This is a genomic window from Streptomyces smaragdinus, from assembly GCF_009604385.1.
Lineage (GTDB): Bacteria > Actinomycetota > Actinomycetes > Streptomycetales > Streptomycetaceae > Streptomyces > Streptomyces smaragdinus.
In genome coordinates, this window is record NZ_WEGJ01000004.1 from 272778 (window position 1) to 297412 (window position 24635).

24 protein-coding genes and 1 riboswitch are annotated in these 24635 nt (G+C 73.0%); of the genes, 5 read left to right on the top strand and 19 right to left on the bottom strand.

Annotated features, from left to right (window positions below):
* Window positions 1-89 precede the first annotated feature (89 nt).
* Window positions 90-1955 (top strand): AAA family ATPase, encoded by a 1866-nt coding sequence (locus SRB5_RS09895; protein ID WP_153451108.1) that lies wholly within the window; start codon window positions 90-92, stop codon window positions 1953-1955.
* Window positions 1956-2127: 172 nt separating this feature from the next.
* Here SRB5_RS09895 and SRB5_RS09900 read toward each other — a convergent pair whose 3' ends face one another.
* The 11 genes from SRB5_RS09900 to ribD form a co-directional block, all read right to left on the bottom strand.
* Complete coding sequence (locus tag SRB5_RS09900) at window positions 2128-2748, bottom strand: GNAT family N-acetyltransferase (protein ID WP_153451109.1); 621 nt, start codon at window positions 2746-2748, stop codon at window positions 2128-2130.
* 41 nt (window positions 2749-2789) lie between these two features.
* Window positions 2790-3890 (bottom strand): hemolysin family protein, encoded by a 1101-nt coding sequence (locus tag SRB5_RS09905; protein WP_153451110.1) that lies wholly within the window; start codon window positions 3888-3890, stop codon window positions 2790-2792.
* On the bottom strand, window positions 3887-5242 hold the full coding sequence (locus SRB5_RS09910) for a hemolysin family protein (RefSeq protein ID WP_153451111.1): 1356 nt from the start codon (window positions 5240-5242) through the stop codon (window positions 3887-3889). Before SRB5_RS09910 ends, SRB5_RS09905 begins: the two co-directional genes overlap by 4 nt.
* A 189-nt stretch (window positions 5243-5431) precedes the next feature.
* On the bottom strand, window positions 5432-5878 hold the full coding sequence (locus tag SRB5_RS09915) for a PH domain-containing protein (protein ID WP_153451112.1): 447 nt from the start codon (window positions 5876-5878) through the stop codon (window positions 5432-5434).
* A gap of 28 nt (window positions 5879-5906) precedes the next feature.
* Window positions 5907-6755, bottom strand: a complete 849-nt coding sequence (gene hisG, locus SRB5_RS09920) for an ATP phosphoribosyltransferase (RefSeq protein ID WP_153451113.1) — start codon at window positions 6753-6755, stop codon at window positions 5907-5909.
* Window positions 6756-6823: 68 nt separating this feature from the next.
* On the bottom strand, window positions 6824-7096 hold the full coding sequence (locus SRB5_RS09925; RefSeq protein ID WP_153451114.1) for a phosphoribosyl-ATP diphosphatase: 273 nt from the start codon (window positions 7094-7096) through the stop codon (window positions 6824-6826).
* Window positions 7097-7129: 33 nt separating this feature from the next.
* The gene (ribH, locus tag SRB5_RS09930) at window positions 7130-7615 is read right to left on the bottom strand and encodes a 6,7-dimethyl-8-ribityllumazine synthase (protein ID WP_323377423.1); all 486 of its coding nucleotides are present in this window, start codon (window positions 7613-7615) and stop codon (window positions 7130-7132) included.
* A gap of 50 nt (window positions 7616-7665) precedes the next feature.
* Window positions 7666-8991 (bottom strand): bifunctional 3,4-dihydroxy-2-butanone-4-phosphate synthase/GTP cyclohydrolase II, encoded by a 1326-nt coding sequence (locus tag SRB5_RS09935; protein ID WP_153451115.1) that lies wholly within the window; start codon window positions 8989-8991, stop codon window positions 7666-7668.
* Window positions 8988-9647 carry a nicotinamide mononucleotide transporter family protein gene (locus SRB5_RS09940; RefSeq protein WP_153451116.1) on the bottom strand — a complete coding sequence of 220 codons (660 nt, stop codon included), beginning with the start codon at window positions 9645-9647 and terminating at the stop codon, window positions 8988-8990. The genes SRB5_RS09935 and SRB5_RS09940 overlap by 4 nt, the downstream gene beginning before the upstream one ends.
* Entirely contained in the window at window positions 9644-10267 is a 624-nt protein-coding gene (locus SRB5_RS09945) for a riboflavin synthase (RefSeq protein ID WP_323377425.1), read from the bottom strand. Before SRB5_RS09945 ends, SRB5_RS09940 begins: the two co-directional genes overlap by 4 nt.
* Before the next feature lies 1 nt (window position 10268).
* Complete coding sequence (gene ribD / locus SRB5_RS09950) at window positions 10269-11351, bottom strand: bifunctional diaminohydroxyphosphoribosylaminopyrimidine deaminase/5-amino-6-(5-phosphoribosylamino)uracil reductase RibD (protein WP_153451259.1); 1083 nt, start codon at window positions 11349-11351, stop codon at window positions 10269-10271.
* Window positions 11352-11512: 161 nt separating this feature from the next.
* Window positions 11513-11643, bottom strand: a riboswitch (FMN riboswitch).
* Between the two features lie 192 nt (window positions 11644-11835).
* On the opposite strand from ribD, the gene SRB5_RS09955 reads away from it, so the two are divergent.
* Window positions 11836-12483 (top strand): DUF5995 family protein, encoded by a 648-nt coding sequence (locus SRB5_RS09955; RefSeq protein WP_153451118.1) that lies wholly within the window; start codon window positions 11836-11838, stop codon window positions 12481-12483.
* 202 nt (window positions 12484-12685) lie between these two features.
* On the opposite strand, the gene SRB5_RS09960 is transcribed toward SRB5_RS09955, so the two are convergent.
* From SRB5_RS09960 to SRB5_RS09970, 3 genes are all read right to left on the bottom strand, one after another.
* The gene (locus tag SRB5_RS09960; RefSeq protein WP_153451119.1) at window positions 12686-14398 is read right to left on the bottom strand and encodes a flavin monoamine oxidase family protein; all 1713 of its coding nucleotides are present in this window, start codon (window positions 14396-14398) and stop codon (window positions 12686-12688) included.
* A 74-nt stretch (window positions 14399-14472) separates the two neighbouring features.
* Complete coding sequence (locus tag SRB5_RS09965; protein ID WP_153451120.1) at window positions 14473-15273, bottom strand: carbon-nitrogen hydrolase family protein; 801 nt, start codon at window positions 15271-15273, stop codon at window positions 14473-14475.
* 148 nt (window positions 15274-15421) lie between these two features.
* Window positions 15422-15877 (bottom strand): Lrp/AsnC family transcriptional regulator, encoded by a 456-nt coding sequence (locus SRB5_RS09970; RefSeq protein WP_153451121.1) that lies wholly within the window; start codon window positions 15875-15877, stop codon window positions 15422-15424.
* Window positions 15878-15916: 39 nt separating this feature from the next.
* Here SRB5_RS09970 and SRB5_RS09975 point away from each other — a divergent pair, with 39 nt between their 5' ends.
* Window positions 15917-16405 carry a glutathione peroxidase gene (locus SRB5_RS09975; protein ID WP_153451122.1) on the top strand — a complete coding sequence of 163 codons (489 nt, stop codon included), beginning with the start codon at window positions 15917-15919 and terminating at the stop codon, window positions 16403-16405.
* Window positions 16406-16459: 54 nt separating this feature from the next.
* On the opposite strand, the gene SRB5_RS09980 is transcribed toward SRB5_RS09975, so the two are convergent.
* Together SRB5_RS09980 and SRB5_RS09985 are read right to left on the bottom strand one after the other, a co-directional pair.
* Complete coding sequence (locus SRB5_RS09980; RefSeq protein WP_153451123.1) at window positions 16460-17158, bottom strand: hypothetical protein; 699 nt, start codon at window positions 17156-17158, stop codon at window positions 16460-16462.
* A 199-nt stretch (window positions 17159-17357) separates the two neighbouring features.
* Window positions 17358-18797, bottom strand: coding sequence for a GuaB1 family IMP dehydrogenase-related protein (locus tag SRB5_RS09985; RefSeq protein ID WP_323377427.1), 1440 nt, complete (start codon window positions 18795-18797; stop codon window positions 17358-17360).
* A 203-nt stretch (window positions 18798-19000) separates the two neighbouring features.
* Between SRB5_RS09985 and SRB5_RS09990 the strand changes: the two genes are divergently transcribed.
* Window positions 19001-19690: a 2-phosphosulfolactate phosphatase gene (locus tag SRB5_RS09990; RefSeq protein ID WP_153451125.1), complete on the top strand. Its 690-nt coding sequence runs from the start codon at window positions 19001-19003 to the stop codon at window positions 19688-19690.
* 158 nt (window positions 19691-19848) lie between these two features.
* Here the strand turns inward: SRB5_RS09990 and SRB5_RS09995 are convergent, their stop codons facing one another.
* From SRB5_RS09995 to rpe, 3 genes are all read right to left on the bottom strand, one after another.
* A complete protein-coding gene (locus SRB5_RS09995; protein ID WP_323377428.1) occupies window positions 19849-20085 on the bottom strand; it encodes a hypothetical protein in 237 nt (78 codons plus the stop codon).
* A 165-nt stretch (window positions 20086-20250) separates the two neighbouring features.
* Window positions 20251-21273 carry a sugar-binding transcriptional regulator gene (locus SRB5_RS10000; RefSeq protein ID WP_323377430.1) on the bottom strand — a complete coding sequence of 341 codons (1023 nt, stop codon included), beginning with the start codon at window positions 21271-21273 and terminating at the stop codon, window positions 20251-20253.
* A gap of 153 nt (window positions 21274-21426) precedes the next feature.
* Window positions 21427-22119 carry a ribulose-phosphate 3-epimerase gene (rpe, locus tag SRB5_RS10005; RefSeq protein ID WP_153451127.1) on the bottom strand — a complete coding sequence of 231 codons (693 nt, stop codon included), beginning with the start codon at window positions 22117-22119 and terminating at the stop codon, window positions 21427-21429.
* A 271-nt stretch (window positions 22120-22390) separates the two neighbouring features.
* Here rpe and SRB5_RS10010 point away from each other — a divergent pair, with 271 nt between their 5' ends.
* Complete coding sequence (locus SRB5_RS10010) at window positions 22391-24607, top strand: MMPL family transporter (RefSeq protein WP_153451128.1); 2217 nt, start codon at window positions 22391-22393, stop codon at window positions 24605-24607.
* Window positions 24608-24635: the final 28 nt, after the last annotated feature.

Here is a 24635-nt window from a genome sequence, read left to right on the forward strand (position 1 = left end):
AGGGGTCGGCATCTCAGTAACTCCCCTTCGTACACGGCACGTTGATCGGCCGCACGGCAATCCTCGGGGGAACGGTTGGTGGGGACGTGATGGATCGCGGCACAGAGGACTCGCACGCCCCGGCGGATCTCGCCTGGCTGCGTGCGGTCGACGCCTACACCATGGGGGCCTACAGCCGCGCCGAGGAGGAGTTCCGCACCGCGGTGCGCCTCGATCCCGCGATGGCCGACGCCTGGCTGGGGCTGCACGCGCTGCGCGCCGACACCACGGCCTCCCTGCTGCGGATGTTCCGCCACCGCGACCGCTTCGGCGAGCAGCGCGAGCGTCACGGCCGGCCGCTGAACTCCTGGTACTGGCTGGGCTGGTGGGTGCAGCCGGTCCTCGACTCCGACCGCGACCTGCTGCTGGCGCACGCCTCGCACTGGCTGGACGGCCGCCATGTCGCCGACCTGGACCGGGCGCTGGCCGAGTGCCCGCCGGTGGACACCGACCCGCAGGTGCGGTTCCTGCACGCCTGCCGCGCGTATCTGGTGAAGGACTGGGAGCAGCTCGTCCGGCACACGGGCCCGCTGCTCGACGACCCCCAGCTGGGCATCGAGGCCAGCCTGTTCGCCGGCATGGCGCGGGTGCGGCTGGAGATGTTCGGCCAGGCCGCGCCGCTGCTCTCGCGGGCGCTGATGCGCTGCCGCAGCGAGCAGCCGCAGCGCAAGGAGCTGCGCTACTGGCTGGCCCGGGCGCTGGAGGGCACCGGCCGCAGCCCGGCCGCGCTGCCGCTGTACCGGGCGGTGCACCGCGTCGACCCCACGTTCATGGACACCGCCTCGCGGATCACCGCGATCGCCGAGGGCGACGGCATCGACGCCGTCGCGGGACTGACCGCCGCCTCGCCCGCGCTGGACGCGGTGCTGGGCCGGGACGCCGAGGGCGGGCCGGAGTCCGGCGACGGCCCCGACGCGCTCCTCGCCCTCGACGACGACCCCGACCTGGGCACGGCGGCCCCCGTGGACGGCGACGCGGTGCGCGAGCGCGGACGCTTCGGCCCGCGCGGACCGGAGCCGGCGCTGCCGCCCGGTCCGACGGATCCGGCGCTGCTGGCGCGGGCGCTGGCGGAGCTGGACGCGATGGTGGGTCTGGAGCCGGTGAAGCGCCAGGTGCGGGCGCTGTCGGCGCAGCTCAACATGGCGCGGCTGCGGGTCGGTCAGGGACTGCCCGTACAGCCGCCGAAGCGGCACTTCGTCTTCTCCGGCCCCTCGGGGACGGGCAAGACCACCGTGGCCCGCATCCTGGGCCGGGTCTTCTACGCGCTGGGGCTGCTGGGCAGCGACCGGCTGGTGGAGGCCGGACGGGCGGATCTGGTGGGCGAGTTCCTGGGCCAGACCGCGGTGAAGGCCAACGAGCTGATCGACTCCGCGCTCGGCGGGGTGCTCTTCATCGACGAGGCGTACAGCCTGGCCGGCGTGGGATACAGCAAGGGCGACGCGTACGGCGACGAGGCGCTGCAGGTGCTGCTCAAGCGCGCGGAGGACAACCGCGACCGCCTGGTCGTCATCCTGGCCGGCTATCCGGAGGGCATGGACCGGCTGCTGGCCGCCAACCCCGGACTGGGCTCGCGGTTCACCACCCGCGTCGACTTCCCCTCGTACCGGCCGCTGGAGCTCACGGCGATCGGCGAGACCCTCGCCTCGCAGCACGGCGACGTGTGGGACGAGGAGTCGGTGGAGGAGCTGCGCAGCATCTGCGGCCATGTGGTGGACCAGGGCTGGATCGACGAGCTGGGCAACGGCCGGTTCCTGCGCACGCTGTACGAGAAGACCTGCGCGTACCGGGACCTGCGGCTGTCGGGGTACGCGGTGGTGCCCACCCGGGAGGATCTGTCGACGCTGCGGCTCGCGGACCTGATGCAGGCGTACGGGGAGATCCTCTCCGGCCGCGGACCGGACGACGAGCCGCTCTAGGGCCTGTCCGGAGTTCCCCGTCTGCGCCCCGACGCCCGGCACGCACTCTCGGCGTGCGGTGGACCAGGACAGGTGGCTCCGCCACATGACCTGGTCCACCGCACGCCGAGAGCACGCACCGAACGCCGCGACGCCGCGCTCCGCGCGAACGACGGGGAACTCCGGACAGGCCCTAGCCCCGGCCCCCCGCCGGACGCCACATGGTGTGCAGCACCGGCGCCCCGCGCCCCGGCCGTATCTCGCCCGTCACCCGGAAGCCGAAGCCCTCGTAGTACGGCACGTTCACCGGGTTGCTGGACTCCAGGTACGCCGGCAGCCCCGCCGCGTCCACCGCCGCCAGCCGTGAGGCCAGCAGCGCCGCCCCGTGCCCGCTCCCCCGTACGCCGGGGTCGGTGCCGATGAGCGCCAGATACCAGTGCGGCTCGGCCGGATGCACCTTCTCCATCGCGCGTACGACGGAGAAGCCCACCGCCAGCCGCCGCCCCGCCGCACGCACCGCGGCCGGCAGGGACACCAGGTCGTCCCGCAGCGACGTCCGCCACGTACCGGGCGGATTCCACAGCGCGCCGGCGACGGTCCGCCCGCCGTCGTCCGCCGTGTAGTCGCAGGCACCGTGGCGCAGATGGAAGTAGCGCAGCTGGGCGGAGAAGACGCGCGGCAGGATCCGGGCGAGGCGGGCGTCCGGGTCGGGGAAGACGTACGACCAGACCGGATCGTCCGCGAAGGCCCGCGCCAGCGTCTGGGCCAGCCCCGTCACCTGGGCGCGGCCCGCGGGCCGGATCTCGAGAGGCATGCCGGCGATCGTAGGGGACGCCGGCCGCCCCCGTCAGGGAATCACAACCCCGCCCGCACCGGCTGCGGCGCGCCCTCCCCGCTCCCGGCGGCGGGCACCCGCGGCCGCGGCGCCGTACGGTGCGCGGGGTCCTTGACCTCGCCCACGAGCATCTCCAGCACGTCCTCCAGCGCCACCAGCCCGCACACCCGGCCCCCGGGCCCCGCCACGGCGGCCAGATGGGTCCCGGAGCGGCGCATCGAGGTGAGCGCGTCGTCCAGCGGCAGCTCGGCGGCCAGCACGGTCATCGGACGCCATATCCGCTGCGGCACCGGACCCTCCTGGTCCTCCACGTCCAGCACGTCCTTGACGTGCAGATAGCCCATGAAGACGCCGCCCTCCCCGACGACGGGGAAGCGCGAGTACCCGGTGCGCACCGTCAGCTCCTCGAGCTCGCGGGGCGTGACCGACGGCGGGACCGTGACCAGCGACGACGGATCGAGGGCGACGTCCGTCACCGGGCGGCTGCCGAGCTCGAGGGCGTCCTCCAGCCGCTCCTGCTCCTCCTCGTCGAGCAGGCCCGCCTGCCGGGAGTCGTCGACCAGGTCGGTGAGCTGCTCGCTGGTGTACACGGCCTCGACCTCGTCGCGGGCCTCCACCTTGACCAGCCGCAGCAGCAGCTTGGCGCAGGCCGCGAGGAACGCGGTCACCGGCCGGGTGACGCGGGCGAAGGCGACCAGGCCCGGCGAGAACCACAGCGCGGTCTTCTCGGGGGCGGCCATCGCCAGGTTCTTCGGCACCATCTCGCCGATCACCAGATGCAGGCAGACGACGGCGATCAGCGCGATGAGGAAACTCAGCGGATGGATCAGCCCGTGCGGCAGCCGCACCGCCTCGAAGACGGGCTCCAGCAGCCGGGCGACGGTCGGTTCGGCGACGGCGCCCAGCGTCAGCGAGCAGACGGTGATGCCGAACTGCGCGGCGGCCATCATCTCGGGGAGGTGTTCCAGTCCGTGCAGCACCCGCCGGGCCCGGGCGGAGCCGGCGGCGGCGCGCGGTTCGATCTGGCTGCGGCGCACCGAGACGAGCGCGAACTCGGCGCCGACGAAGAACCCGTTGGCGAGCACCAGGAGCAGCGCGAAGAGCAGCTGGAGCAGACTCATGGGAGGGGCCCTCCGGTGGTGACCACGGCGCCCTTGGTACGGACGATACGGACGAGTTCCGCGCGGTGATGTCCCACCCGCCGTACCGACAGCCGCCAGCCGGGCGCGCCGGGCACGGCCGTGGAGTCGCCCGGCACGGGGATTCTGCCCAGCAGACCGGCGACCAGACCCGCGACCGTCTCGTACGGGCCGTCGGGGACGACCAGACCGATTGCGGCCAGCAGGTCGAGCCGGCAGCCGCCGTCGGCGTCCCAGGCGCTCGCGCCGTCGTCGCCCCCGGGCACCGGGCGCAGGTCGGGCACGCCGTCGGCCGGGCGGTCGTGCTCGTCGCGGACCTCGCCGACGAGCTCCTCGACGATGTCCTCGAGCGTGACGACGCCCGCCGTGCCGCCGTACTCGTCGACCACCACGGCTATCGGCTGTTCGCTGCGCAGCCGCTCGAGCAGCGGCTGGACGGGCAGGGTCTCCGGCACCAGCAGCGCCGGCTGCGCGAACCGGGCGACGGGGACGCGCAGCCGGTCGTGCGCGGGAACGCCGAGGGCGTCCTTCAGATGCACCATCCCGACGACCTCGTCCAGCCGCTCCCGGTAGACGGGGAAGCGCGAGAGCCCGGTCGCCCGGGTCAGGTTCAGCACGTCCGCGGCCGTGGCGTCCGTCTGCAGCGCGCTGACCCGCACCCGCGGGGTCATCACGTGCTGCGCGGTGAGGTCGGCGAGCGCCAGCGTGCGGACGAACAGGTCCGCGGTGTCGGCCTCGATGGCCCCGGCGAGCGCCGAGTGCCGGGCGAGCGAGACGAGCTCGGCGGGCGTACGGGCGGACGCGAGCTCGTCCGCGGGCTCCACGCCGAGCAGCCGTACGACGCGGTTGGCGACGTCGTTCAGCAGGGCGATCAGCGGGCGGAAGAAGCGGGCGAAGGCGTGCTGCGGGCCGGCCACGAACCGCGCGACCTGCAGCGGCCGGGAGACCGCCCAGTTCTTCGGGACGAGCTCGCCGACGACCATCTGCACGGCCGAGGCGATCAGCACGCCCAGCACGACGGCGACCCCCGGCACCGCGCCGGCGGGCAGGGCCAGCGCCGTCAGCGGGCCGTGCAGCAGACCGGCCATCGCGGGCTCGGCCAGCATGCCGACCACCAGCGAGGTGATCGTGATGCCCAGCTGGGTGCCGGAGAGCTGGAACGAGAGCTCGTGCAGGGCCTCGACGACCGTACGGGCGCGCTTGTCGCCCTCGGCGGCCGCGCGTTCGGCCTGCGGCCGCTCCACGGTGACCAGCCCGAATTCGGCCGCCACGAAGAACCCGTTCGCCAGAATGAGGGCGAAGGCCGCCGCGAGCAGCAGCAACGATGTGATCATGTCGCCGCCCCGGGATGCGGGGCGGCGCTGGTACTACCGGACGAACCGTCCATCGGCTTGCGGAGTCACTCCCCGGGTCGCAGGTGACAACAGGTGCCTCGGCGTGTGGGGACGCCGTCGCACTACAGGGTAATCAAGGAAACGGCACAACGGGCAGGGGCGTGCCCCCGGACCGTGCGTCCGGGTGCCTCAGCCGTCCGCCCGGCCGCTCCCCCGGGACGCGACGAGGGCGTGCAGGGCGCGGGCGTCGCGCAGGGCCGCCTCCCGCGCGATGCCGGGCTGAATGCCCATCGCGGCCATGCTGGTGCCGTCCGCCAGATCGAGCGTGACCCACGGGTCACCGGTGCGCAGATGGACGCCGAGGATCTCCGCCCAGGCGAGCCGGCGGCGGCGGGTGAGGTTGGTCACCGTGACGCCGTCCTCGTCGGCCGAGACGTGCGGGCGGCTGAGGAGCGCCAGGACGCCCAGGATCAGCAGTCCGGTGAAGACGAAGCTCGCCCGCTGCCCCGGCGCCAGCGGCAGCAGGAAGCTGACCCCGCTGATCATCAGGCAGCAGGCCGTTCCCGCGGTGAGCAGGACGGCCCGGGTGCGCGACGGCCGGAAGGTGACGGGGAGGGCGGGCGGTTCGGTGTCCATCGTTTCTCGCGGTGCGGGGTCTCGGGGGTCAGAGCCGGCAGGCGTGGATGTTCGTGGTGAGGATCGCCCGGGCGCCGAGGTCGTACAGCTGGTCCATGATCTTCTGCGCGCTCACGGCCGGGACCATGGAGCGTACGGCGACCCAGCCCTCGTGGTGCAGCGGGGAGATCGTCGGGGACTCGAGGCCCGGGGTGAGGGCGACGGCCTTCTCCAGCTGCTCGGCGCGGATGTCGTAGTCCATCATCACGTACCGGCGGGCCACCAGGACGCCCTGCATGCGGCGCAGGAACTGCGCGACCTTCGGCTCGCCGGTGTCGGCCTCGCGGCGCCGGATGACGACGGCCTCGGAGGTCAGGATCGGCTCGCTGATGATCTCCAGGCCGGCCTGGCGGAGCGTCGTGCCGGTCTCCACCACGTCGGCGATGACCTGGGCGACGCCCAGCTGGATCGCGGTCTCGACGGCCCCGTCGAGGTGGACGACGGAGGCCTCGACGCCGTGCTCGGCGAGATGCCGGGAGACCAGCCCCGAGAACGAGGTGGCCACCGTCATCCCGCCGAACTCCTTGACGTCGGAGGCCGTCCCGGGCCGGGTGGCGTAGCGGAACGTGGAGCCGCCGAAGCCGAGCTGCATGATCTCCTCGGCGTTCGCGCCGGAGTCGAGCAGCAGGTCCCGGCCGGTGATGCCGATGTCGAGCTTGCCGGAGCCGACGTAGACCGCGATGTCCCGCGGGCGCAGGAAGAAGAACTCCACCTCGTTCTCGGAGTCGACGAGGACCAGCTCGCGCCGGTCCTTGCGCTGGCGGTAGCCGGCCTCATGGAGCATCGCCGACGCAGGCTCGGAGAGAGCACCCTTGTTCGGGACGGCGATGCGCAGCATGGTGGCGGCTTCCTTCTCTTCTTCTGGATGCGGGGCTTGCGGTCTGCGGGGCGGAGGTACGGCGCCGGTCAGAGATGGGCGTAGACGTCGTCCAGGGTGATGCCCCGGGCGACCATCATCACCTGCAGGTGGTAGAGGAGCTGGGAGATCTCCTCGGCCGTGCGGTCGGTGCCCTCGTGCTCGGCCGCCATCCACACCTCGGCCGCCTCCTCGACGACCTTCTTGCCGATGGAGTGCACTCCCTGCGCCACCAGCTGGGCGGTGCGGGAGGTCGCCGGGTCGCCGGAGGCGGCCTTCTTCTCGAGCTCCGCGAAGAGCTCCTCGAACGTCTTGTTGGCCATGGTGGGGTCAGCTTACGGGGTACGGGGGTGTGCTCATCGCCATGGTTCGGATACTGAACGCAGGACGGTCGCGGTGGCCACGGCGGCGGTCACGGCCTCGTGTCCCTTGTCCTCCGTGGAGCCCTCGAGTCCCGCGCGGGCCAGGGCCTGTTCCTCGGTGTCGCAGGTCAGTACGCCGAACCCCACGGGAACGCCGGTCTCCACCGAGACCTGGGTGAGGCCGTTGGTCACGCCCTGGCACACGTACTCAAAGTGCGGGGTGCCGCCCCGGATGACGACGCCCAGGGCCACCACGGCGTCGTAGCCGCGGCCGGCGAGGACCTTGGCGACCACCGGCAGCTCGAAGCTGCCGGGCACGCGCAGCAGGGTCGGCTCGTCGATGCCCAGATCGCCGAGCGCCCGCAGCGCGCCGTTGACCAGGCCGTCCATCACCTGCTCGTGCCACTGGGCGGCGATCACGGCGACCCGCAGGTCCTGGCAGTTCTTCACGGTCAGTTCGGGGGCACCCTTGCCGCTCACGGCTCTCCTCGGTTCGCGCTGGTCGTTCGGTTGTCTCGGTGGTTACGGGGTCACTGGTTGCCGCAGGCCGACAGCGGCTCCGCGTCCAGCCACGGAAGATCATGACCCATCCGGTCCCGCTTGGTGCGCAGGTAGCGCAGGTTGTGCTCGCCGACGCCCACGGGCACCCGCTCGCGGGAGACGACCGTGATGCCGCCGCGCTGCAGGGCCTCGGCCTTCTGCGGGTTGTTGGTCATGAGCCGCACGCCGCGCACGCCGAGGTCCGCGAGCATCGCGGTGCCGGCCGCGTAGTCGCGGGAGTCGGCGGGCAGGCCCAGCTCCAGATTGGCGTCCAGGGTGTCGCGGCCGCGCTCCTGCAGTTCGTAGGCGCGGAGCTTGGACAGCAGCCCGATGCCCCGGCCCTCGTGGCCGCGGAGGTAGATCACCACGCCCCGGCCGGCCTCGGCGACCTGGCGCAGCGATTCGCGCAGCTGGGGGCCGCAGTCGCAGCGCAGGGAGCCGAAGACGTCGCCGGTGAGGCACTCGGAGTGCATCCGGACCAGGACGTCCTCGCCGCCCTCGACGTCGCCGGCGACGAGCGCGATGTGCTCGACGCCGTCGGCGGCGCGGTAGCCGTAGGCGCGGAAGTCGCCGTGGGCGGTGGGCAGCCGGGTCACGGCCTCGCGCCGCACGGCGGGCTCGGCCGGCGCGGGGGTCTGGGCCGGGGCCGGGGCGGCCGGGACGGGGACGGTCTCCGCGGCCCGGCGGTAGTCGATGAGGTCGGCGATGCTGATGATCGCCAGGTCGTTGCGGCGGGCGAACGCGACGAGCTCCGGGAGCCGCAGCATCTCGCCCTTCTCGCCGGCGATCTCCACGATGGCGGCGGCGGGCGCCAGGCCGGCGAGCCGGGCCAGGTCCACGCCGGCCTCGGTGTGGCCGGGGCGGGTGAGCACGCCGCCCTCGCGGGCGCGCAGCGGGAAGATGTGTCCGGGTCGCACGAAGTCGCCGGGCTCGGCGGTGGGGTCGGCGAGCAGGCCCAGCGTGGTCGCCCGGTCGCTCGCGGAGATGCCGGTGGTCACGCCGTGCCGGGGCGCGGCGTCGACGGTGACGGTGAAGGCGGTGCGCATCGACTCGGTGTTGTCGGCCACCATCTGCGGCAGGGCCAGCCGGTCCAGGACGGCGCCGTCCATGGGGGCGCAGATCATGCCGGAGCACTCGCGCATCATGAACGCCACGATCTCGGGCGTGATCAGCTCGGCGGCGGCGATCAGGTCGCCCTCGTTCTCCCGGTTCTCGTCGTCGACCACGACGACGGCCCGGCCGGCGGCGATCTCCGCGATCGCGCGCTCGATGGTGTCGAGGGTCAGGTCGTGCTCGTACTGCACGGCGGTGCTCATGCGGTGGCTCCTTCCAGAGCTGCGCCGCCCGGGGCGGGGCGGGCGGGTCGGCTCTCGATCCACCAGGCCCGAAGGCCCAGGAGGACGAGCGCGCCGTACACGATGTAGACGACGGCGGAGAAGGCCAGTCCGCTGTCGAAGGCCAGGGGGACGCCGACGACGTCCACGGCCAGCCAGGCGAACCAGAACTCCACCAGTCCGCGCGCCATCGCCACCATGGCGACGACGCTGCCGACGAATATGTAGGCGTCGGGCCAGGCGTTCCACGACAGGCTCGGGTACGCCTTGAAGAGCAGGCCGACGGCGAGCGTCCCGGCCGCGGCGGCGCCCACCAGCCAGGCGCGTTCGGTCCAGGTCGCGAAGCGGACCCTGACCTCGCCGGACTCGCGGCGGCCGCGCTGCCACTGCAGCCAGCCCCACACGGCGACGGCGACCACCAGGACCTGCTTGCCGACGCCGCCGGTGAGGTTGGCGTGCCAGTAGGCGGTGACCAGGATCAGACCGGAGAGCAGCTGGGCGGGCCAGGCGAGGACCGAGCGGCGCCAGCCGAAGGCCAGGGCGCCCAGGCCCAGGACGTTGCCCAGCAGGTCCGACCAGATGATCTTCTGGTCGAAGAGGGTGACGGCCGTGGTGTCCAGCCAGTCCAGGGCACTCATCGGGCGTCCCGGGCGGGCGCCGCGGCGGTGCCGGTCGCGCCGAGCATCCGCTCGACGTACTTGGCGATCACGTCGATCTCCAGGTTGACCCGGTCCCCGGGCTGTTTGAAGCCGAGGGTGGTCAGGTCGAGGGTGGTGGGGATGAGGCTGACGGTGAAGTGGTCGTCGTCGGCGCCGACGACGGTGAGGCTGACGCCGTCGACGGTGATGGAGCCCTTCTCCACCACATAGCGGGCGAGCTCCGGGGGCAGCGAGACGGTGACGACCGTCCAGTTGTCGGAGGGCTCCCGGGAGACGACCGTGCCGGTGGCGTCGACGTGGCCCTGCACCAGATGGCCGCCGAGCCGGCCGCCGAGCTGCGTGGGGCGCTCGAGGTTGACGCGGGCGCCGGGCGCGAGGTCGCCGAGGCTGGAGCGCTTCAGGGTCTCCGCCATGACGTCGGCGGTGAACCAGTCGGCCTCGGTGTCGACGACCGTCAGGCAGACGCCGTTGACCGCGATGGAGTCGCCGTGGCCGGCGCCGTCGGTGACGACGGGGCCGCGGAGGGTGAAGCGGGAGGAGTCGCCGAGGTCCGCTACGGCGACGACCTCGCCCAGTTCTTCGACGATGCCGGTGAACACGTCAGTTCTCCTCAGGGGCGGTGGTGACGGGGGTCAGGGGGACGGCCGTGATCCGCAGATCGGGGCCGAGGCGGGTGACGTCGGTGAGGTCCAGGCGGACGGCGTCGCCGATGGTGGCGACGCCGGCGCCGGCGAGGGCGGCGGGGCCGGCGCCGAGGAGGGCGGGGGCGAGATAGCCGACGACCTCGTCGACGAGGCCTGCGGCGAGGAACGCCCCGGCGAGGGTGGGCCCGCCCTCCAGCAGTACGGAGCGCACACCCCGCTCGTAGAGCTCGGCGAGCAGGGCGGTGAGGTCCAGTCCGGGTCCGTGGGCGGCGCGGGGCAGGCGCAGTACGGCGGGCAGGTGCCCGGCGTCGGCGTCCGGCGCGACGGCGATCAGCGTGGGGGCGGTGTCGTCCAGCACCCGGGCGCCGGGCTTGACCGCGGTGGCGTTGGTGTCTACGACCACCCGCAGCGGCTGCGTGACGGGGCCGTCGACGCCGCGTACGGCGAGCTGGGGGTCGTCGGCGCGGGCGGTGCCGGCGCCCGCGACCACGGCGTCGGCCTCGGCGCGCAGGCGGTGGACGTCGGCGCGGGACTCGGCGGAGGTGATCCAGCGGCTGGTGCCGTCGGCGGCGGCGCTGCGTCCGTCCAGGGTCGCGGCGTACTTCCACCGGACGTACGGGCGGTGTGCGGCGACGGCGGTGAGCCAGGCCCGGTTGCCGGCGGCGGCCTCTTCGGCGAGCACCCCGCCCTCGACGGCAACCCCGGCGGCGGCGAGGGTGTGGGCGCCGCCGCCGGCGACGGGGTTCGGGTCGGCGACGGCGTACACGACGCGGGCGATCCCGGCGTCGATCAGCGCCCGGGCGCAGGGGCCGGTGCGGCCGGTGTGGTTGCAGGGCTCGAGGGTGACGATCGCGGTGCCGCCGCGGGCCCGGGCGCCGGCCGCCCCGAGGGCGTGGATCTCGGCGTGCGGTCCGCCCGCGCGGCGGTGGTGGCCCTCACCGGCGACCTGTCCGGCGGCGTCGAGGACGACGCAGCCGACGACGGGGTTGGGGCTGGTGTGGCCGAGGCCTTCGGCGGCGAGGGAAATCGCGCGGGCCATCGCCTGGCGGATCGCGCTCTCGCTGATGGGGGCCACCGGGTCCTCCTGCCGCTTCGGGCAAGGACTCCGGGGCTGTCGGGAAACCGACGGTGAAGCAGAACGCCGGGAAGCGACCGGGGCACGGCCCGACGGGCCGGCGCGCGGCGCACCCGTGCATCCCGCCGCGCACTGCCTCCCATCCGGACTTTAACCGTCGGTCCAGGAATTTCACCTGGTCAACCGGCCGCTGGCGGCGGACGGGTCGCGGACTGTAACCGCCGGTTCGGAATTGCACCGACCCCGGAGTGCGCTTGCGTTGTCACTGGTACGGATCCAGTCTGCCACGGCCCGAGGGGGACGAATCCCCGGTGTGGGAAGTATCACGCCGGATCACGTGTGCTCGCATCCGGTCAGAACACGGCTCGCCCCGGATCCATTCCCGGCCCCGCGTATTCACGCCCAGGGGTGATGACCCGGGGCCGCGCCGGCTGTCATCGTGGCGGTCATGACGTCAGGGGAGCTCGCCGCGTCGGTGGCGGCGCGGTTGCGCGGGATCGGCGACGCGCTGCCGCCGGGGGACGGCGCCGGGGTGTTCAACGGCGTGTATCTGCGGGTCGTCCAGGAGGCGGGCGGGGCGTATCCGGCGCTGCTGGGGGCGGCCGCGGAGCGCTGGCTGGGGGCGGTCGGGGACGCCGCGGCCGGCCGCCGTCCGCCGGCCTGCTGGCGGCCGCTGCTGGAGGCCCGCCGGCACGGCGGCGTGCGTGCGCCGCAGTTCGCGCTGGCCGGGCTCAACGCCCACGTCGGCCACGACCTGCCGCTGGCGGTGATCGCGGACTGCGCCGCCCGGGAGCGCGAACCGGAAGCGGCGCGCGGGGACTTCGAGCGGGCGTGCGCCGTCCTGGAGCGGCTGGAGGAGCGTATCCGCGACGAGCTGACGCCGGGCCCGGAGCTGCTGGACGTGACGGACCCGCTGACGCATCTGCTCGGCGCCTGGAGCCTGGACCGGGCCCGCGAGAGCGCCTGGGCGACGGTCGCGGCCCTGTGGCCGCTGCGCGAACTGCCCGGGGTGTACGAGGAGTTCGCGCGGCGGCTCGACCAGAACACCGGCCTGGTGAGCCGGTGCCTGCTGACCCCGCTGCTGGTACCCCGTTAGGGCCTGTGTGGAGTTCCCCGTCGTTCGCGCGGAGCGCGGCGTTCGGTGCGTGCTCTCGGCGTGCGCCGTCCCAGGTCATGTGGCGGAGCCACCTGTCCTGGGACGGCGTGCGGCGAGATGGGGGTACCCCCTGCTCGAGCGAAGCCGAGAGCTTGGGGGAGTGCCGGGCGCCGGGGCGCAGACGGGGAACTCCACACAGGCCCTAGTCCTCCGGCAGCTCCACCGGCGCGATCTCGTCGTACACGTCGCCCGGTCCGGGGTTGGCCGGGTCCGTGCCGCCGCCGAGGTGGTGCATGACGCCCCAGACGGCGTTGAGCGCGGTCTGGACGGCGCCCTCGGCCCAGCCCGCCGTCCACGAGATGTCGTCGCCGGCCAGGAACAGCCCCCGCTTGCCGGCGGGCAGCCGGTCCTGCATGAAGTGCGTGAACAGCCGCCGCTGATAGCGGTAGTGGCCGGGCAGGTTGGCCTTGAACGCGCCCATGAAGTACGGCTCGTTCTCCCACGACACCGTCACCGGGTCGCCGATGATGTGCCGCCGGATGTCGACCTTGGGGTAGATCTCCCGCAGCGACTTCAGCATGACCTCGAGCCGCTCCCCCGCGGACAGCGGCAGCCACTTCAGGCTGTCGTCGCACCAGGTGTACGACAGGCAGATCACCGCGGACCGGTCCGGCCCGTCGTCCAGCAGATACGTACCGCGGGTCATCCGGTCGGTGAGCGTCATCGACATCACGTCCCGCCCGGTCTCCTCGTCCTTGTCCAGCCAGAACGGCCGGTCGACGGGCACGAACAGCTTGGACGACTCCATGTAGTGGGTGCGCTCGACGGCCGTCCAGTGGTCGATGGGGAGCAGCTCGTCGTCGCAGTCGATCTTCGACAGGAGCATCCAGGACTGGGCGGTGAACACGGCCGCCCGGTACGTGCGGACGGCGCCGGTGGCGTCCGTCACGGTGATGCGGTCGCCGGCGGTGCGGTGCAGCCGGGTGACCGCCGGACGCGGCGTGCCGTCCGCGTGCAGCGTGGCGAGGGAGGTGCCGGGCGCCCAGTGCACCAGCTTGCCGGGGGCGCGTTCCCACAGCCGCAGCGGCAGTTGCTGGCTGCCGCCGACGATGCCGCGGTGGTGGTCGTCGGCCTCGGTGTAGACGACGCGCAGGATCTCCAGGATGGAGTTGGGGAAGTCGGTGTCCCAGCCGCCGCTGCCGAAGCCGACCTGGCCGAAGATCTCGCGGTGCCGGAAGGACTTGAAGGCCTCGGAGTCACAGAGGAAGCCGTAGAAGGTCTGGTTGTCGAACTTCTCGACGAGCCGGCCCCAGATCTCGCGGATGCGCCCGGCGTCGCGCTCGCGGATGGCCTGGTTCATGTCGGAGAAGTCGGCGCCCTCCTCCAGACAGGCGTTCCACGCCGCGGCCACGTCGCGGTAGACCTGCGGGAGGTCGTCGATGGTCTCGGCGTAGTGCGACTCGCCCTTGAGGTCCACGACGGTGGAGGGGGTGTCGGGAGCGAGGGGGTTGGGGAAGGGCCTGGTCTCGAGGCCGGCCAGGTCGATGTAGTGCTGCAGCGCCGTGGAGGACGGCGGGAAGCGCATCGCGCCCATCTCGGCGGTCAGCCCGTCACCGACCCCGTCGAAGCCCACCGTGCGCAGCCGTCCGCCGATCTTGTCGGCCTCGTAGACGACGGGCTTGAGGCCCATCTTCATCAGCTCGTACGCGGCCACGATCCCGGAGAGTCCGCCGCCGATGACGGCGATCTCGGTGCCGTGTTCGGTGGCCGGTATCCGGCCGAGTCCGGCGGGGTGGGCGAGGTGCTCGTCGTAGGCGAAGGGGAAGTCGGGACCGAACATCGTGACCGGCCGCGCCGGGGTCTCCGCGGCCGGTTCGTCGGTGGCGTGGACGGCCGTGGGCACCGTGGACGTCATCGGCGGGTTCTCCTCTTGCGCAAGGGGTGGCGCCCCCGCGGTCGGCGGGGGAACGGTGACGAGGGGCGGGGGTGTCAGCCCCGGGGGTGGTAGAGCTCGGGGCGCCGGTCGGCGAGGTACGGGTTCTGCGCGCGGGAGGCGGCGAGCAGTCCTGGATCGACGTCGGCGAGGATCAGGTCGTCGCCGAGGCCGGCGCGGGCGCGTACGGTGCCGTCGGGGGCGGCCAGGCAGCTGAGTCCGGCGAAGTGGAAGCCGCCCTCGGGGCCGGCGCGGTTGGCGTAGGCGACGTAGAGCTGGTTCTCCCAGGCGCGCGCCGGGATCAGGGTGTTGGGGACGATCTCGTACGGGCGCATCAGCGCGGTGGGCGCCAGCAGCAGCTCGGTGCCGGCCAGCGCGTGGGCGCGGACGGTCTCCGGGAACTCGACGTCGTAGCAGATCAGCAGGCCGATCCGGAGTCCCGCGAAGACGGTCTGCGCGACGAGGGTGTCCCCCGGGGTGAAGTGCTCGGTCTCGAAGTCGCCGAAGAGGTGGGTCTTGCGGTAGCCGGCGAGGGCGCGGCCGTGCGGGTCGATCAGCTGGACGGAGTTGTAGACCGCGTCGCCGGCCCGCTCGGGGTAGCCGTACGCGATGGCCAGGCCGTGTTCGGCGGCGATGGCGGCGACGGCGCGGGCGCCGGGGCCGTTCGCCGTCTCGGCGCGGGCGGCGACGTCGTCGCCCAGGGCGTAGCCGGTGAGCCACAGCTCGGGGGTGAGCAGCAGCCGTGCGCCGCCCGCGGCCGCGGTGCGGGCGGTGGCGTCGAGGGCGCGCAGGTTCGCGCGGGTGTCGCGGGGGACAGCGCCGGCGCTCTGGTGGAGCGCGATGCGCACGGGCGCCATGGAACCTCGCAGGTGGAGCGTCGGGGGGACGTGATCGACCGTACGTCCGACGCCGGGCGGCGGCCAAGGCCGCTCCCTTGCGTTTCAACCCTCGATCCGTTGCGTCTTTCCGGCCGTCCGCGGCGATTCGTTGCGCGGGGCTGCGTGCTCAGGTGGGTGAGCCCGCGCTGTAGCGCCTGAGCAGCGGGGACAGCACCAGCACCGACTTCGTCCGCTCGACGAACGACTCCCCCGCGATCTTCTCCAGCACCCGCTCGAAGTGCCGCACGTCGGAGGCGAAGACCTGCACCACGGCGTCGGCCTCACCGGTGACCGTGGACGCGGAGGCCACCTCCGGGAAGCGCACCAGCGCGTCGTGGATGTCCTCCGGGGACGTCCGGCCCCGGCAGTAGATCTCCACGAACGCCTCCGTGGACCAGCCCAGCGCCGCCGGATCGACCTGCACCGTGAAGCCGGTGATGGCGCCGGAGTCGCGCAACCGGTCCACCCGCCGCTTCACCGCGGGCGCCGACAGACCGACCTCGGCGCCGATGTCGGCGTAGGAGCGCCGGGCGTCCTCGGCGAGGGCGCGTACGATCCGCTCATCGAGATCGTCGAGTCTCATACGTGGAAGTAGAACACGGTTCGAGGAGGACGTCCGAAGATGGGCATCTACGACATTGAGCTGCACACCCTGGCCGGCGGGCCCGCGTCGCTGGCCGACTACCGGGGCACGGCGGTGCTGGCGGTCAACGTCGCGTCGAAGTGCGGTCTGACACCGCAGTACGCGGGGCTGGAGCGGCTCCAGGAGAAGTACGCCGGGCGCGGCTTCACGGTGGCGGGCTTCCCCTGCAACCAGTTCGGCGGACAGGAGCCGGGCACGGCCGAGGAGATCGCGACGTTCTGCTCCGCGACGTACGGCGTGGCCTTCCCGATGTTCGAGAAGCTGGAGGTCAACGGCCCGGGCCGGCATGCGCTGTACGAGACGCTGACGGCGGTCCCGGACGCGGACGGGGAGGCCGGGGACATCCAGTGGAACTTCGAGAAGTTCCTGATCGCCCCGACGGGCGAGGTCGTCGGCCGCTTCCGCCCGCGCACCGAGCCGGAGGACCCGGCGCTGGTGGCGGCGCTGGAGGCCGTACTGCCGCGCTGACGCGTTTTCCGGGGGCCGGCGGCCGTGTGCCGCCGGCCCCGCGTCCGTCGTCTGTCAGCTGTCCTGGCGGACGAACGACGGACCGTAGGTCTTGACCACGACCTTGAAGAGGGTGACCTGGGACGGGTCGCCGCCCAGCCCCTTGGCCTGGCAGTGGAATTCGGTCTCGTCCCCGTCCTTGACGGTCTGCGCCTCGGGCATCTCGTCGCAGGACAGCTCGTCGGCCGTCTTGCCGAAGGTGTTCCAGAACTCGTTCTGTACCCGCTTGGCTATCAGAAGCACGCCCTGCGGCTCCGCCCGGTAGGGCGTGATGAAGCTGCCCTCCTTGTAGTTCGCGCCGATGGTGACGGTGTACGGGATCTTCGCCGCGCCGTAGGTGACGGTGCACTTGCTGACGGCGTTGGCCTGCTGCGTGATCCCGTCCGGGCAGTCGGCGCTGGTCTCGGCCTCCACCAGGGCCTTGTGCAGGGCGTCCGTGCGCAGGGCGTACCTGATCTGGGTGGCGAAGTCGGCGCCGGAGGGGGGCTTCCCGGACGGGTCGGCCATGTCGGAGGTGCTCTTCGCCACTCCGTCCTGGGGACCGGTGACGGGTACGGCCAGTGCCTCGGCCGGCGCGGCCGCGGACTCCCCGGCCGCCGGGGTGGCCGGGGCGCTCGCGCTGTCGGTGGACTCGGTGTCGGCCTGCTCCGGGTTGCACCCCGTGGCCAGCGCGGCAACGGCGGCCACGCCCACAAGAATTCGTGCTGTTCGCATGCCCGTGAGGCTATGGGGAAACAGGCGGCACATCATCCGATCTTGGCCTGATCCGGTCAATCGTCGCCCAACGGTCGACGGTTCGTTACGCCCCCTGAACAACTGACGTCACATCAGCCCCAGCAGCACCGATGCGGGCGATTCCCGCGCCGATTACCGGTGCTGCCGGGGGATTGCTTCACGCCACGCTCGGCGCGGTCTACTGCCACGACGCGTGCAGCGGCTTGCCCTCCGCGTAGCCCGCGGCCGACTGGATGCCGACGACGGCCTTCTCGTGGAACTCCTCGAGCGTGGACGCGCCGGCGTACGTGCAGGAGCTGCGCACCCCCGCGATGATCGAGTCGATCAGGTCCTCGACCCCGGGCCGCGCCGGGTCCAGGAACATCCGCGAGGTGGAGATGCCCTCCTCGAAGAGCGCCTTGCGGGCCCGGTCGTACGCCGACTCCTCCGACGTCCGGTTGCGCACGGCGCGCGCCGAGGCCATGCCGAAGGACTCCTTGTAGAGCCGCCCGTCGGCCGTCTGCTGCATGTCGCCCGGCGACTCGTACGTCCCGGCGAACCACGAGCCGATCATGACGTTCGACGCACCCGCCGCCAGCGCCATCGCGACGTCGCGCGGATGGCGCACCCCGCCGTCGGCCCACACGTGCTTGCCAAACTTCCGGGCCTCCGCCGCGCATTCCAGCACCGCGGAGAACTGCGGGCGGCCGACGCCGGTCATCATCCGGGTCGTGCACATCGCGCCGGGGCCCACGCCGACCTTGATGATGTCGGCACCGGCCTCGACCAGGTCCCGTACGCCCTCGGCGGCGACGATGTTGCCCGCGACCACGGGCACCCGCGGGTTCAGGGCGCGTACCGCCTTCAGCGCGGAGAGCATCGACTCCTGGTGGCCGTGCGCGGTGTCCACGACGAGCACGTCGACGCCGGCGTCGAGGAGCTGCTCGGCCCGGGCGGCGACGTCGCCGTTGATGCCGACCGCCGCGGCGATCCGCAGGTGTCCGCCGGCGTCGGTGGCCGGGGTGTAAAGGGTGGCCCGCAGGGCGCCCCTGCGGGAGAGGATGCCGACCAGCATCCCGTCGGCGTCGACCGCGGGCGCGAGTCGCCGGTGCGCGCCGTCGAGCCGGTTGAACGCCTCGCGCGGATCGATGTCCGCGTCCACCAGCAGCAGATCGCGGGACATGATCTCGGAGAGCTGGGTGAAGCGGTCCACCCCGGTCAGGTCGCTCTCGGTGACGATGCCCAGCGGCCGTCCGCCGTCGACCACGACGCCCGCGCGGTGGGCCCGCTTGGGCAGCAGCGACAGGGCGTCGGCGACGGTGGAGTGCGGGTGGAGCACGATGGGGGTGTCCAGCACCAGATGCCGCCGCTTGACCCAGGACACCACCTCGGCGACGACATCGATCGGGATGTCCTGCGGGATGACCGTGAGCCCGCCGCGCCGGGCGACGGTCTCGGCCATCCGGCGGCCGGCGATGGCGGTCATATTGGCGACGACCAGCGGAATCGTCGTCCCGCTGCCGTCGGCGGACGAGAGGTCCACGTCCTGCCGGGAGCCCACCGCGGAGCGGCGCGGCACCATGAAGACGTCGTCGTACGTGAGGTCGTACGAGGGCTGCAGATCGTTGAGGAAACGCACGTGCTGGGCATCCAGTCAGCTCGGGACGGCCCCCGGGCGGTCCGGCCCGGGGGGAAAAGCACGTACTTCATTGTCCCACGGGTACGGAACATCGCAGGCCGGACGAATCCTCCAGGGTCCGGACGGGACGTTCGTGTGATCGACTGAGAGCGGATACCGGCCGGTACTCCGAAGACGCGGGCGGGAAGCGCGATCATGACGGGATGCAGACCGACTACGTGAGCATCGCCGGGCTGACCCGGGCCCCGTCCGCCGTCGTCGTCATCGACGTCATGCGCGCCTTCACCACCACCGCCTGGGCCTTCGCCCGGGGCGCGAGACGGGTGGTGCTGGCCGAGGACCTGGACCAGGCCCGTACGCTCAAGGGCCGCAACCCGGACTGGATCACGCTCACCGACGGCGAGCCGGTCCCCGGTATCGACACCGTGAACTCGCCGGGAGAGCTGCGCACCCTCGATCTGGCGGAGCGGACGCTGGTCCAGAAGACCCGCAACGGCACCACCGGCGCCCAGGCGGCGCGGCACGCCCCGCTGCTGCTGTGCGCCGGGTTCACCGTCGCCGCCGCGACCGCGCGCCTGCTGCTCGCCCGCCGGACCGGCGCCGTCACCTTCGTGGTCACCGGCGGCGACGGGCGGGCGGAGGAGGACCTGGCGTGCGCCGAGTACATCGCCGCGCTCCTCGCGGATCCGGCCGCCGACCCCGCCCCGTACCTGCGGCGGGCGGGCGCCTCCAAGGACGCGGCGCGGCTCGCGGAGGGCGCCCGCAGCGGGCTCCCGGGGATTCACGCGGACGACCTCGAGCTGTGCCTGGAGGCCGACCGGTTCCCCTTCGCCATGGCCGCCGCGCCGGAGGACGGGCTGATGACGCTGCGGCCCCTGGCCCTCACTCCGTGAGCCAGTCCCGCGTGCTCCGGTGCCGCAGCAGCCCCAGGCGTCGAACAGCTCGCCGGTGAGGGGCACGAGGGCCGGCCCCTGGCCCAGCCGCACGGCGCGGGCGTACGGGACGTCCCGTACGGCCGCGGCGAGCAGCTCGTGTCCGGCGATGACGGCGTTCAGTACGTACGCCATGCTCTTCCCTCCCTCCGGCGTCCGCGCGTCTCCCGTTCCGCCTGCGCGTGCCACCACCGCGGCGGGAACGGGCCCCGGACCCGGGACGTGGGCTGGTCGGGATGGAGGCCGAGGGGGCGCAGGGCGGCGGCGGGGACGCGGACGGTGATCCAGCCGTGCCGGCGGCCGTCGTCACCGGGTCCGCAGGCGAGGTCGACCCGTACGCCGGCGTCGTCGAGCACCGGCCAGTCGATGCCCCGGTCGCGCAGTCAACCGCGCAGGGCGGCGAGCGGCGGCGGGCAGCCGCGGACGTTCTCGTACGTGGCGACGGTGACCCATTCCCCGGACATGGGGCCATCCTCCGCCGTCCGGCGGGGCCGTGTCGAGCGGGTTGCGGCCACCTGCCGTCAGACGTCGTCCGGGTCCGCCCGCTCCAGGGCCGGGCGGACCGGGGGGCGGGACTCGTGCAGCAGGTAGTCCGCGGCGGCCGTGTCCGTGACGAGGCTGGTGACCAGGCCCGAGCGCAGCACCGCGCCGATCGCCGCCGCCTTGCGCAGTCCGCCGGCGATGGCGACGACCTCCGGGATGCGGCGCAGCCGGTCCGCCTCGACGGTGATGCACCGCTCCCCCAGATCGCGGCCGATGCGGCGGCCCGCGTCGTCGAAGAGGTGCGCGGACATCTCGGCGGCGGCGCCCAGGGAGGCGTAGTGCTCGCGCTCACCGGCGGTCAGCATGTCGTGCACCGTGGAGATACCGGCCTCCCAGGAGCCGATGGACACGGCGGCGACGGTGACCTTGTCGAAGTACTCGAACGCCCGGGCCACCCCGGTCTGGCTGCGCAGCGCGTTCGCCGTGGCGACGTCCGGCAGCAGCATCGGGGCGTAGATCGGGTGGGCCTCGCCGCCCGCGACCTCCGCGGCCCGGCGGACGGCCTCGACGGAGCCGCGCTCGGCGGTGCCCGCGTCGTACACGCCGGTGAGCTGGACGACCGTGCAGGGCGGGAGATGGCGCAGGGCGGCGGCCATGTTGATGGTGGACCGGCCCCAGGCCAGGCCCAGCACGTCGCCCTCGTCGACCAGCTCGCCGAGCAGGTCGGCGGCCACCTCGCCGAGGTTCTCCGGGTCGGGGTGCTCCTCCACGGCCGGGGAGTCGGGCGGGGACTCGACGACGACCGCGTGCCGCAGGCCGTACCGGGCCCGCAGGGCGTCGGAGCGCTCCGCGTCCAGCTCGGCGGGCACCCGGATCTCGATCCGGACGAGGTCGCGTTCGAGCGCCGTCTCCAGCACCCGCGCCACCTTGAAGCGGCTGACGCCGAACTCCTCGGCGATCTGGATCTTCGATTTGCCCTCGAGGTAGAAGCGGCGCGCCATCGCCGCCGCCTGCACCAGCTCCGCCGGCCCCATCCGCATAGCTGTCCGGCCCGTAGACACCGCGGTCTCCTTACCTATGCCGAGCGCCTCGCGTCGAGGCGCGGCGCATGCTGTTCATCCTGTCAGAACCCGGCCCGGTCGTTCAGCCCCCGGCCGCGGACCCCGTGTGAAGAGCGGGCGAACTGTCCGCGAAGGTCCGCCCGTCGGCGCCCCTCAGTGCCCGTGGCACGTCAGGGATCCGGCGGCCGACCGGGTGGCGGCCGCCGCCTTCTCCCGCAGGCCGCGCACGGCGGCTGCCGGGTCCGCGGCGCCGTAGACCGCGGAGCCCGCCACGAAGACGTCGGCCCCGGCCTCGGCGCACCGTTCGATCGTGGCGTCCGAGACGCCGCCGTCCACCTGGAGCCACAGCTCCAGTCCGTGCTTGTCGATCAGCTCCCGGGTGCGGCGGATCTTGGGCAGCATGACGTCCAGGAACGCCTGTCCGCCGAACCCGGGCTCCACGGTCATCACCAGGAGCATGTCGAGCTCGGGCAGCAGGTCCTCGTACGGCTCGATCGGGGTGGCCGGCCTCAGCGCCATCGAGGCGCGGGCGCCCTTGGCCCGGATCTCGCGGGCCAGCCGGACGGGGGCGGCGGCGGCCTCCACGTGGAAGGTCACCGAACCGGCGCCGGCCTCGACGTAGGCGGGGGCCCAGCGGTCGGGGTCCTCGATCATCAGATGGCAGTCGAGGGGGGTGTCCGTGGCCCTGCCCAGCGCCTCGACCACCGGGACTCCGAGGGTGAGGTTCGGTACGAAGTGGTTGTCCATGACGTCGACGTGGAGCCAGTCGGCGCCCTCGACCGCCTTCGCCTCCTCGGCGAGGCGGGCGAAGTCCGCGGACAGGATGCTGGGGTTGATCTGCGGCATGGCGGGGAGACCTTGATCGCTCAGGCGGGACGGCTGGGTCCGAGCCTACAGCTCAGATGAGCGCGATGCGGCGCGGGTGCCCAGCGATGTCCACTATGCGGACACACGTTCGGTACACCTCTGCGGCGCGCGCCGCCCCCACCCGTTGACCTGCGAGTTTTTCCACCATTTTACGTGCATACGCCAACCGGTGAGTTACTCGCTGCGGATTGTCAGTGCCGCGTGCCATGCTGACGGGCGTTGTCAGTCCACGACAGGCCGAGGGGGCGCCATGTCGGACGTACAGGACACATCAGGGGATCAGGACAGCACGGGGAAGAGGAGCGGCGCGGAGGCCGGGCGCGGCGTCGCGTGGCTCGTCTGCGGCCGCCGGACCAAGTGGGTCGTGGTGGTGCTGTGGCTCGGGATTCTCCTGGGCCTCGGCGGATTCGCGCAGAAGCTCACCGACGCCCAGGACAATCAGACCGTCAACTGGCTGCCCAAGTCCGCCGAGTCGACGCAGGTGCTGCGCGAGTCGGAGGACTTCCGCCCCGAGCAGATGCCGACGGTGATCGTCTACGCCCGGGAGTCCGGGCTCACCGACGGGGACCGGGCCCGGATCGACGAGGACCTGGCGCAGATCCGGGCGCTGAAGGGGCACGGGCTGCGCGCCGCCGAGACCCCGGACCCGCAGTTCGAGAAGGGCGACGCCCCGCGCGCCGCCCAGATATTCGTGCCGCTGACGGTGGGGACGGACGCCTGGCAGCGCATCGTCCCCGCGGTCGACGACATCCGCGGGGCCGTCGGAAGGAGCGCGGACGGTCTGAGCGTCCACATCACCGGACCCGGCGGTTCCAGCGCCGACTTCGCCGAGGGCTTCGAGGGCATCGACTCGACGCTGCTGATCGCCGCGATGTCGGTCGTGGTCGTCATGCTGCTGCTGACGTACCGCAGTCCGACGCTGCTCTTCGTCCCGGTGATATCCGTGGTCGCGGCGCTGCTCACGGCGCAGGCGCTGGTCTATCTGCTGGCCGAGCACGCGGGCCTGACGGTGAACGGCCAGAGCGCCGGCATCCTCACGGTGCTGGTGTTCGGCGCGGGGACGGACTACGCGCTGCTGCTCGTCGCCCGGTACCGGGAGGAGCTGCGCCGGCACGCGGACCGGCACGAGGCGATGGCGCTCGCGCTGCACCGCGCCGGTCCCGCCGTGCTGGCCAGCGGGGCGACGGTGATCATCGCGATGCTGGTGCTGATGTTCGCGGAGCTCAACTCCACCGCGGGTCTCGGCCCGGTGCTGGCGATCGGTGTGGCGGTGGCCCTGCTGGCGCTGCTCACGCTGTTCCCGGCGCTGCTGGTGATCATGGGCCGGTGGATCTTCTGGCCGGTGCGGCCCGCCTTCGGCTCCGCCGAGCCGACGGAGAGCGGCGTGTGGGCGCGCACGGGGCTGCGGATCGCCCGCCGGCCGCGCCGGGTGTGGGCCGTCGGCATGCTGGTCCTCGCGGGGCTGTCGGTGGGGCTGATGCAGCTCAAGGCGTCCGGCCTGAGTTACGAGGACTCCTTCACCGGGCGGCCGGACTCGATCGTCGGCAGCGAGGTGCAGGCGCGGTACTTCCCGGCCGGCGGCGGCGATCCGCTGGTCATCCTGGCGAACGCCGACCAGGCCGACCGGGTCGGGGAGACCGTGGCCGCCGTGGACGGCGTGGCGGACATACCGATCGCCACGCCGCGGGGAGTGGCCGCGGAGCGTTCGGGCCGGGTCTATCTGGAGGCCGTCCTGGACGACAACCCGAGCAGCGGCGCGGCCAAGGACACCGTCCGGATGGTGCGCGACGCCCTCGGGGCCCGGGCACCGGACGCGGAGGCGATCGTCGGCGGCACGACGGCCGCGGTCGTCGACATGGACGCGGCCGTCGAGCGGGACGACAAGCTGATCATCCCGCTCGTGCTGCTGGCCGTGTTCGTCGTCCTGGTGCTCCTGCTGCGGGCGCTGCTGGCGCCGGTACTGCTGATGGCGACGGTGGTGCTGTCGTTCGCGGCGGCGCTGGGCATCAGCGCGCTGTTCTTCCGGCACGTCTTCGACTTCGCCGGCGAGGACACCTCGTTCCCGCTGCTGGTGTTCGTGTTCCTGGTGGCGCTGGGCATCGACTACAACATCTTCCTGGCCACCCGGATCAAGGAGGAGGCGCAGCGGCGCGGCACCCGGCAGGGCGCGGTCACGGCGCTGGCGGCCACCGGCGGGGTGATCACGTCGGCGGGTCTGGTCCTGGCCGGCACGTTCGCGGTGTTCGGGACGCTGCCGATGGTGTCGTTCGCCGAGATCGGGTTCGCGGTCGCCGTGGGCGTGCTGATCGACACGTTCATCGTGCGGTCGATGCTGGTGACGGCGCTGTTCCTGGACATCGGGCGCCGCGTCTGGTGGCCCAACGCCCTGATGCGGCACCGGGACGAGCCGGTGACGACGCCGGCCGAGGTGCCGTCCCGGCAGGCGGAGGGAGCCGAGACGCACTGAGCTCGCCGGGGGGTTGTGCGGCGCACAG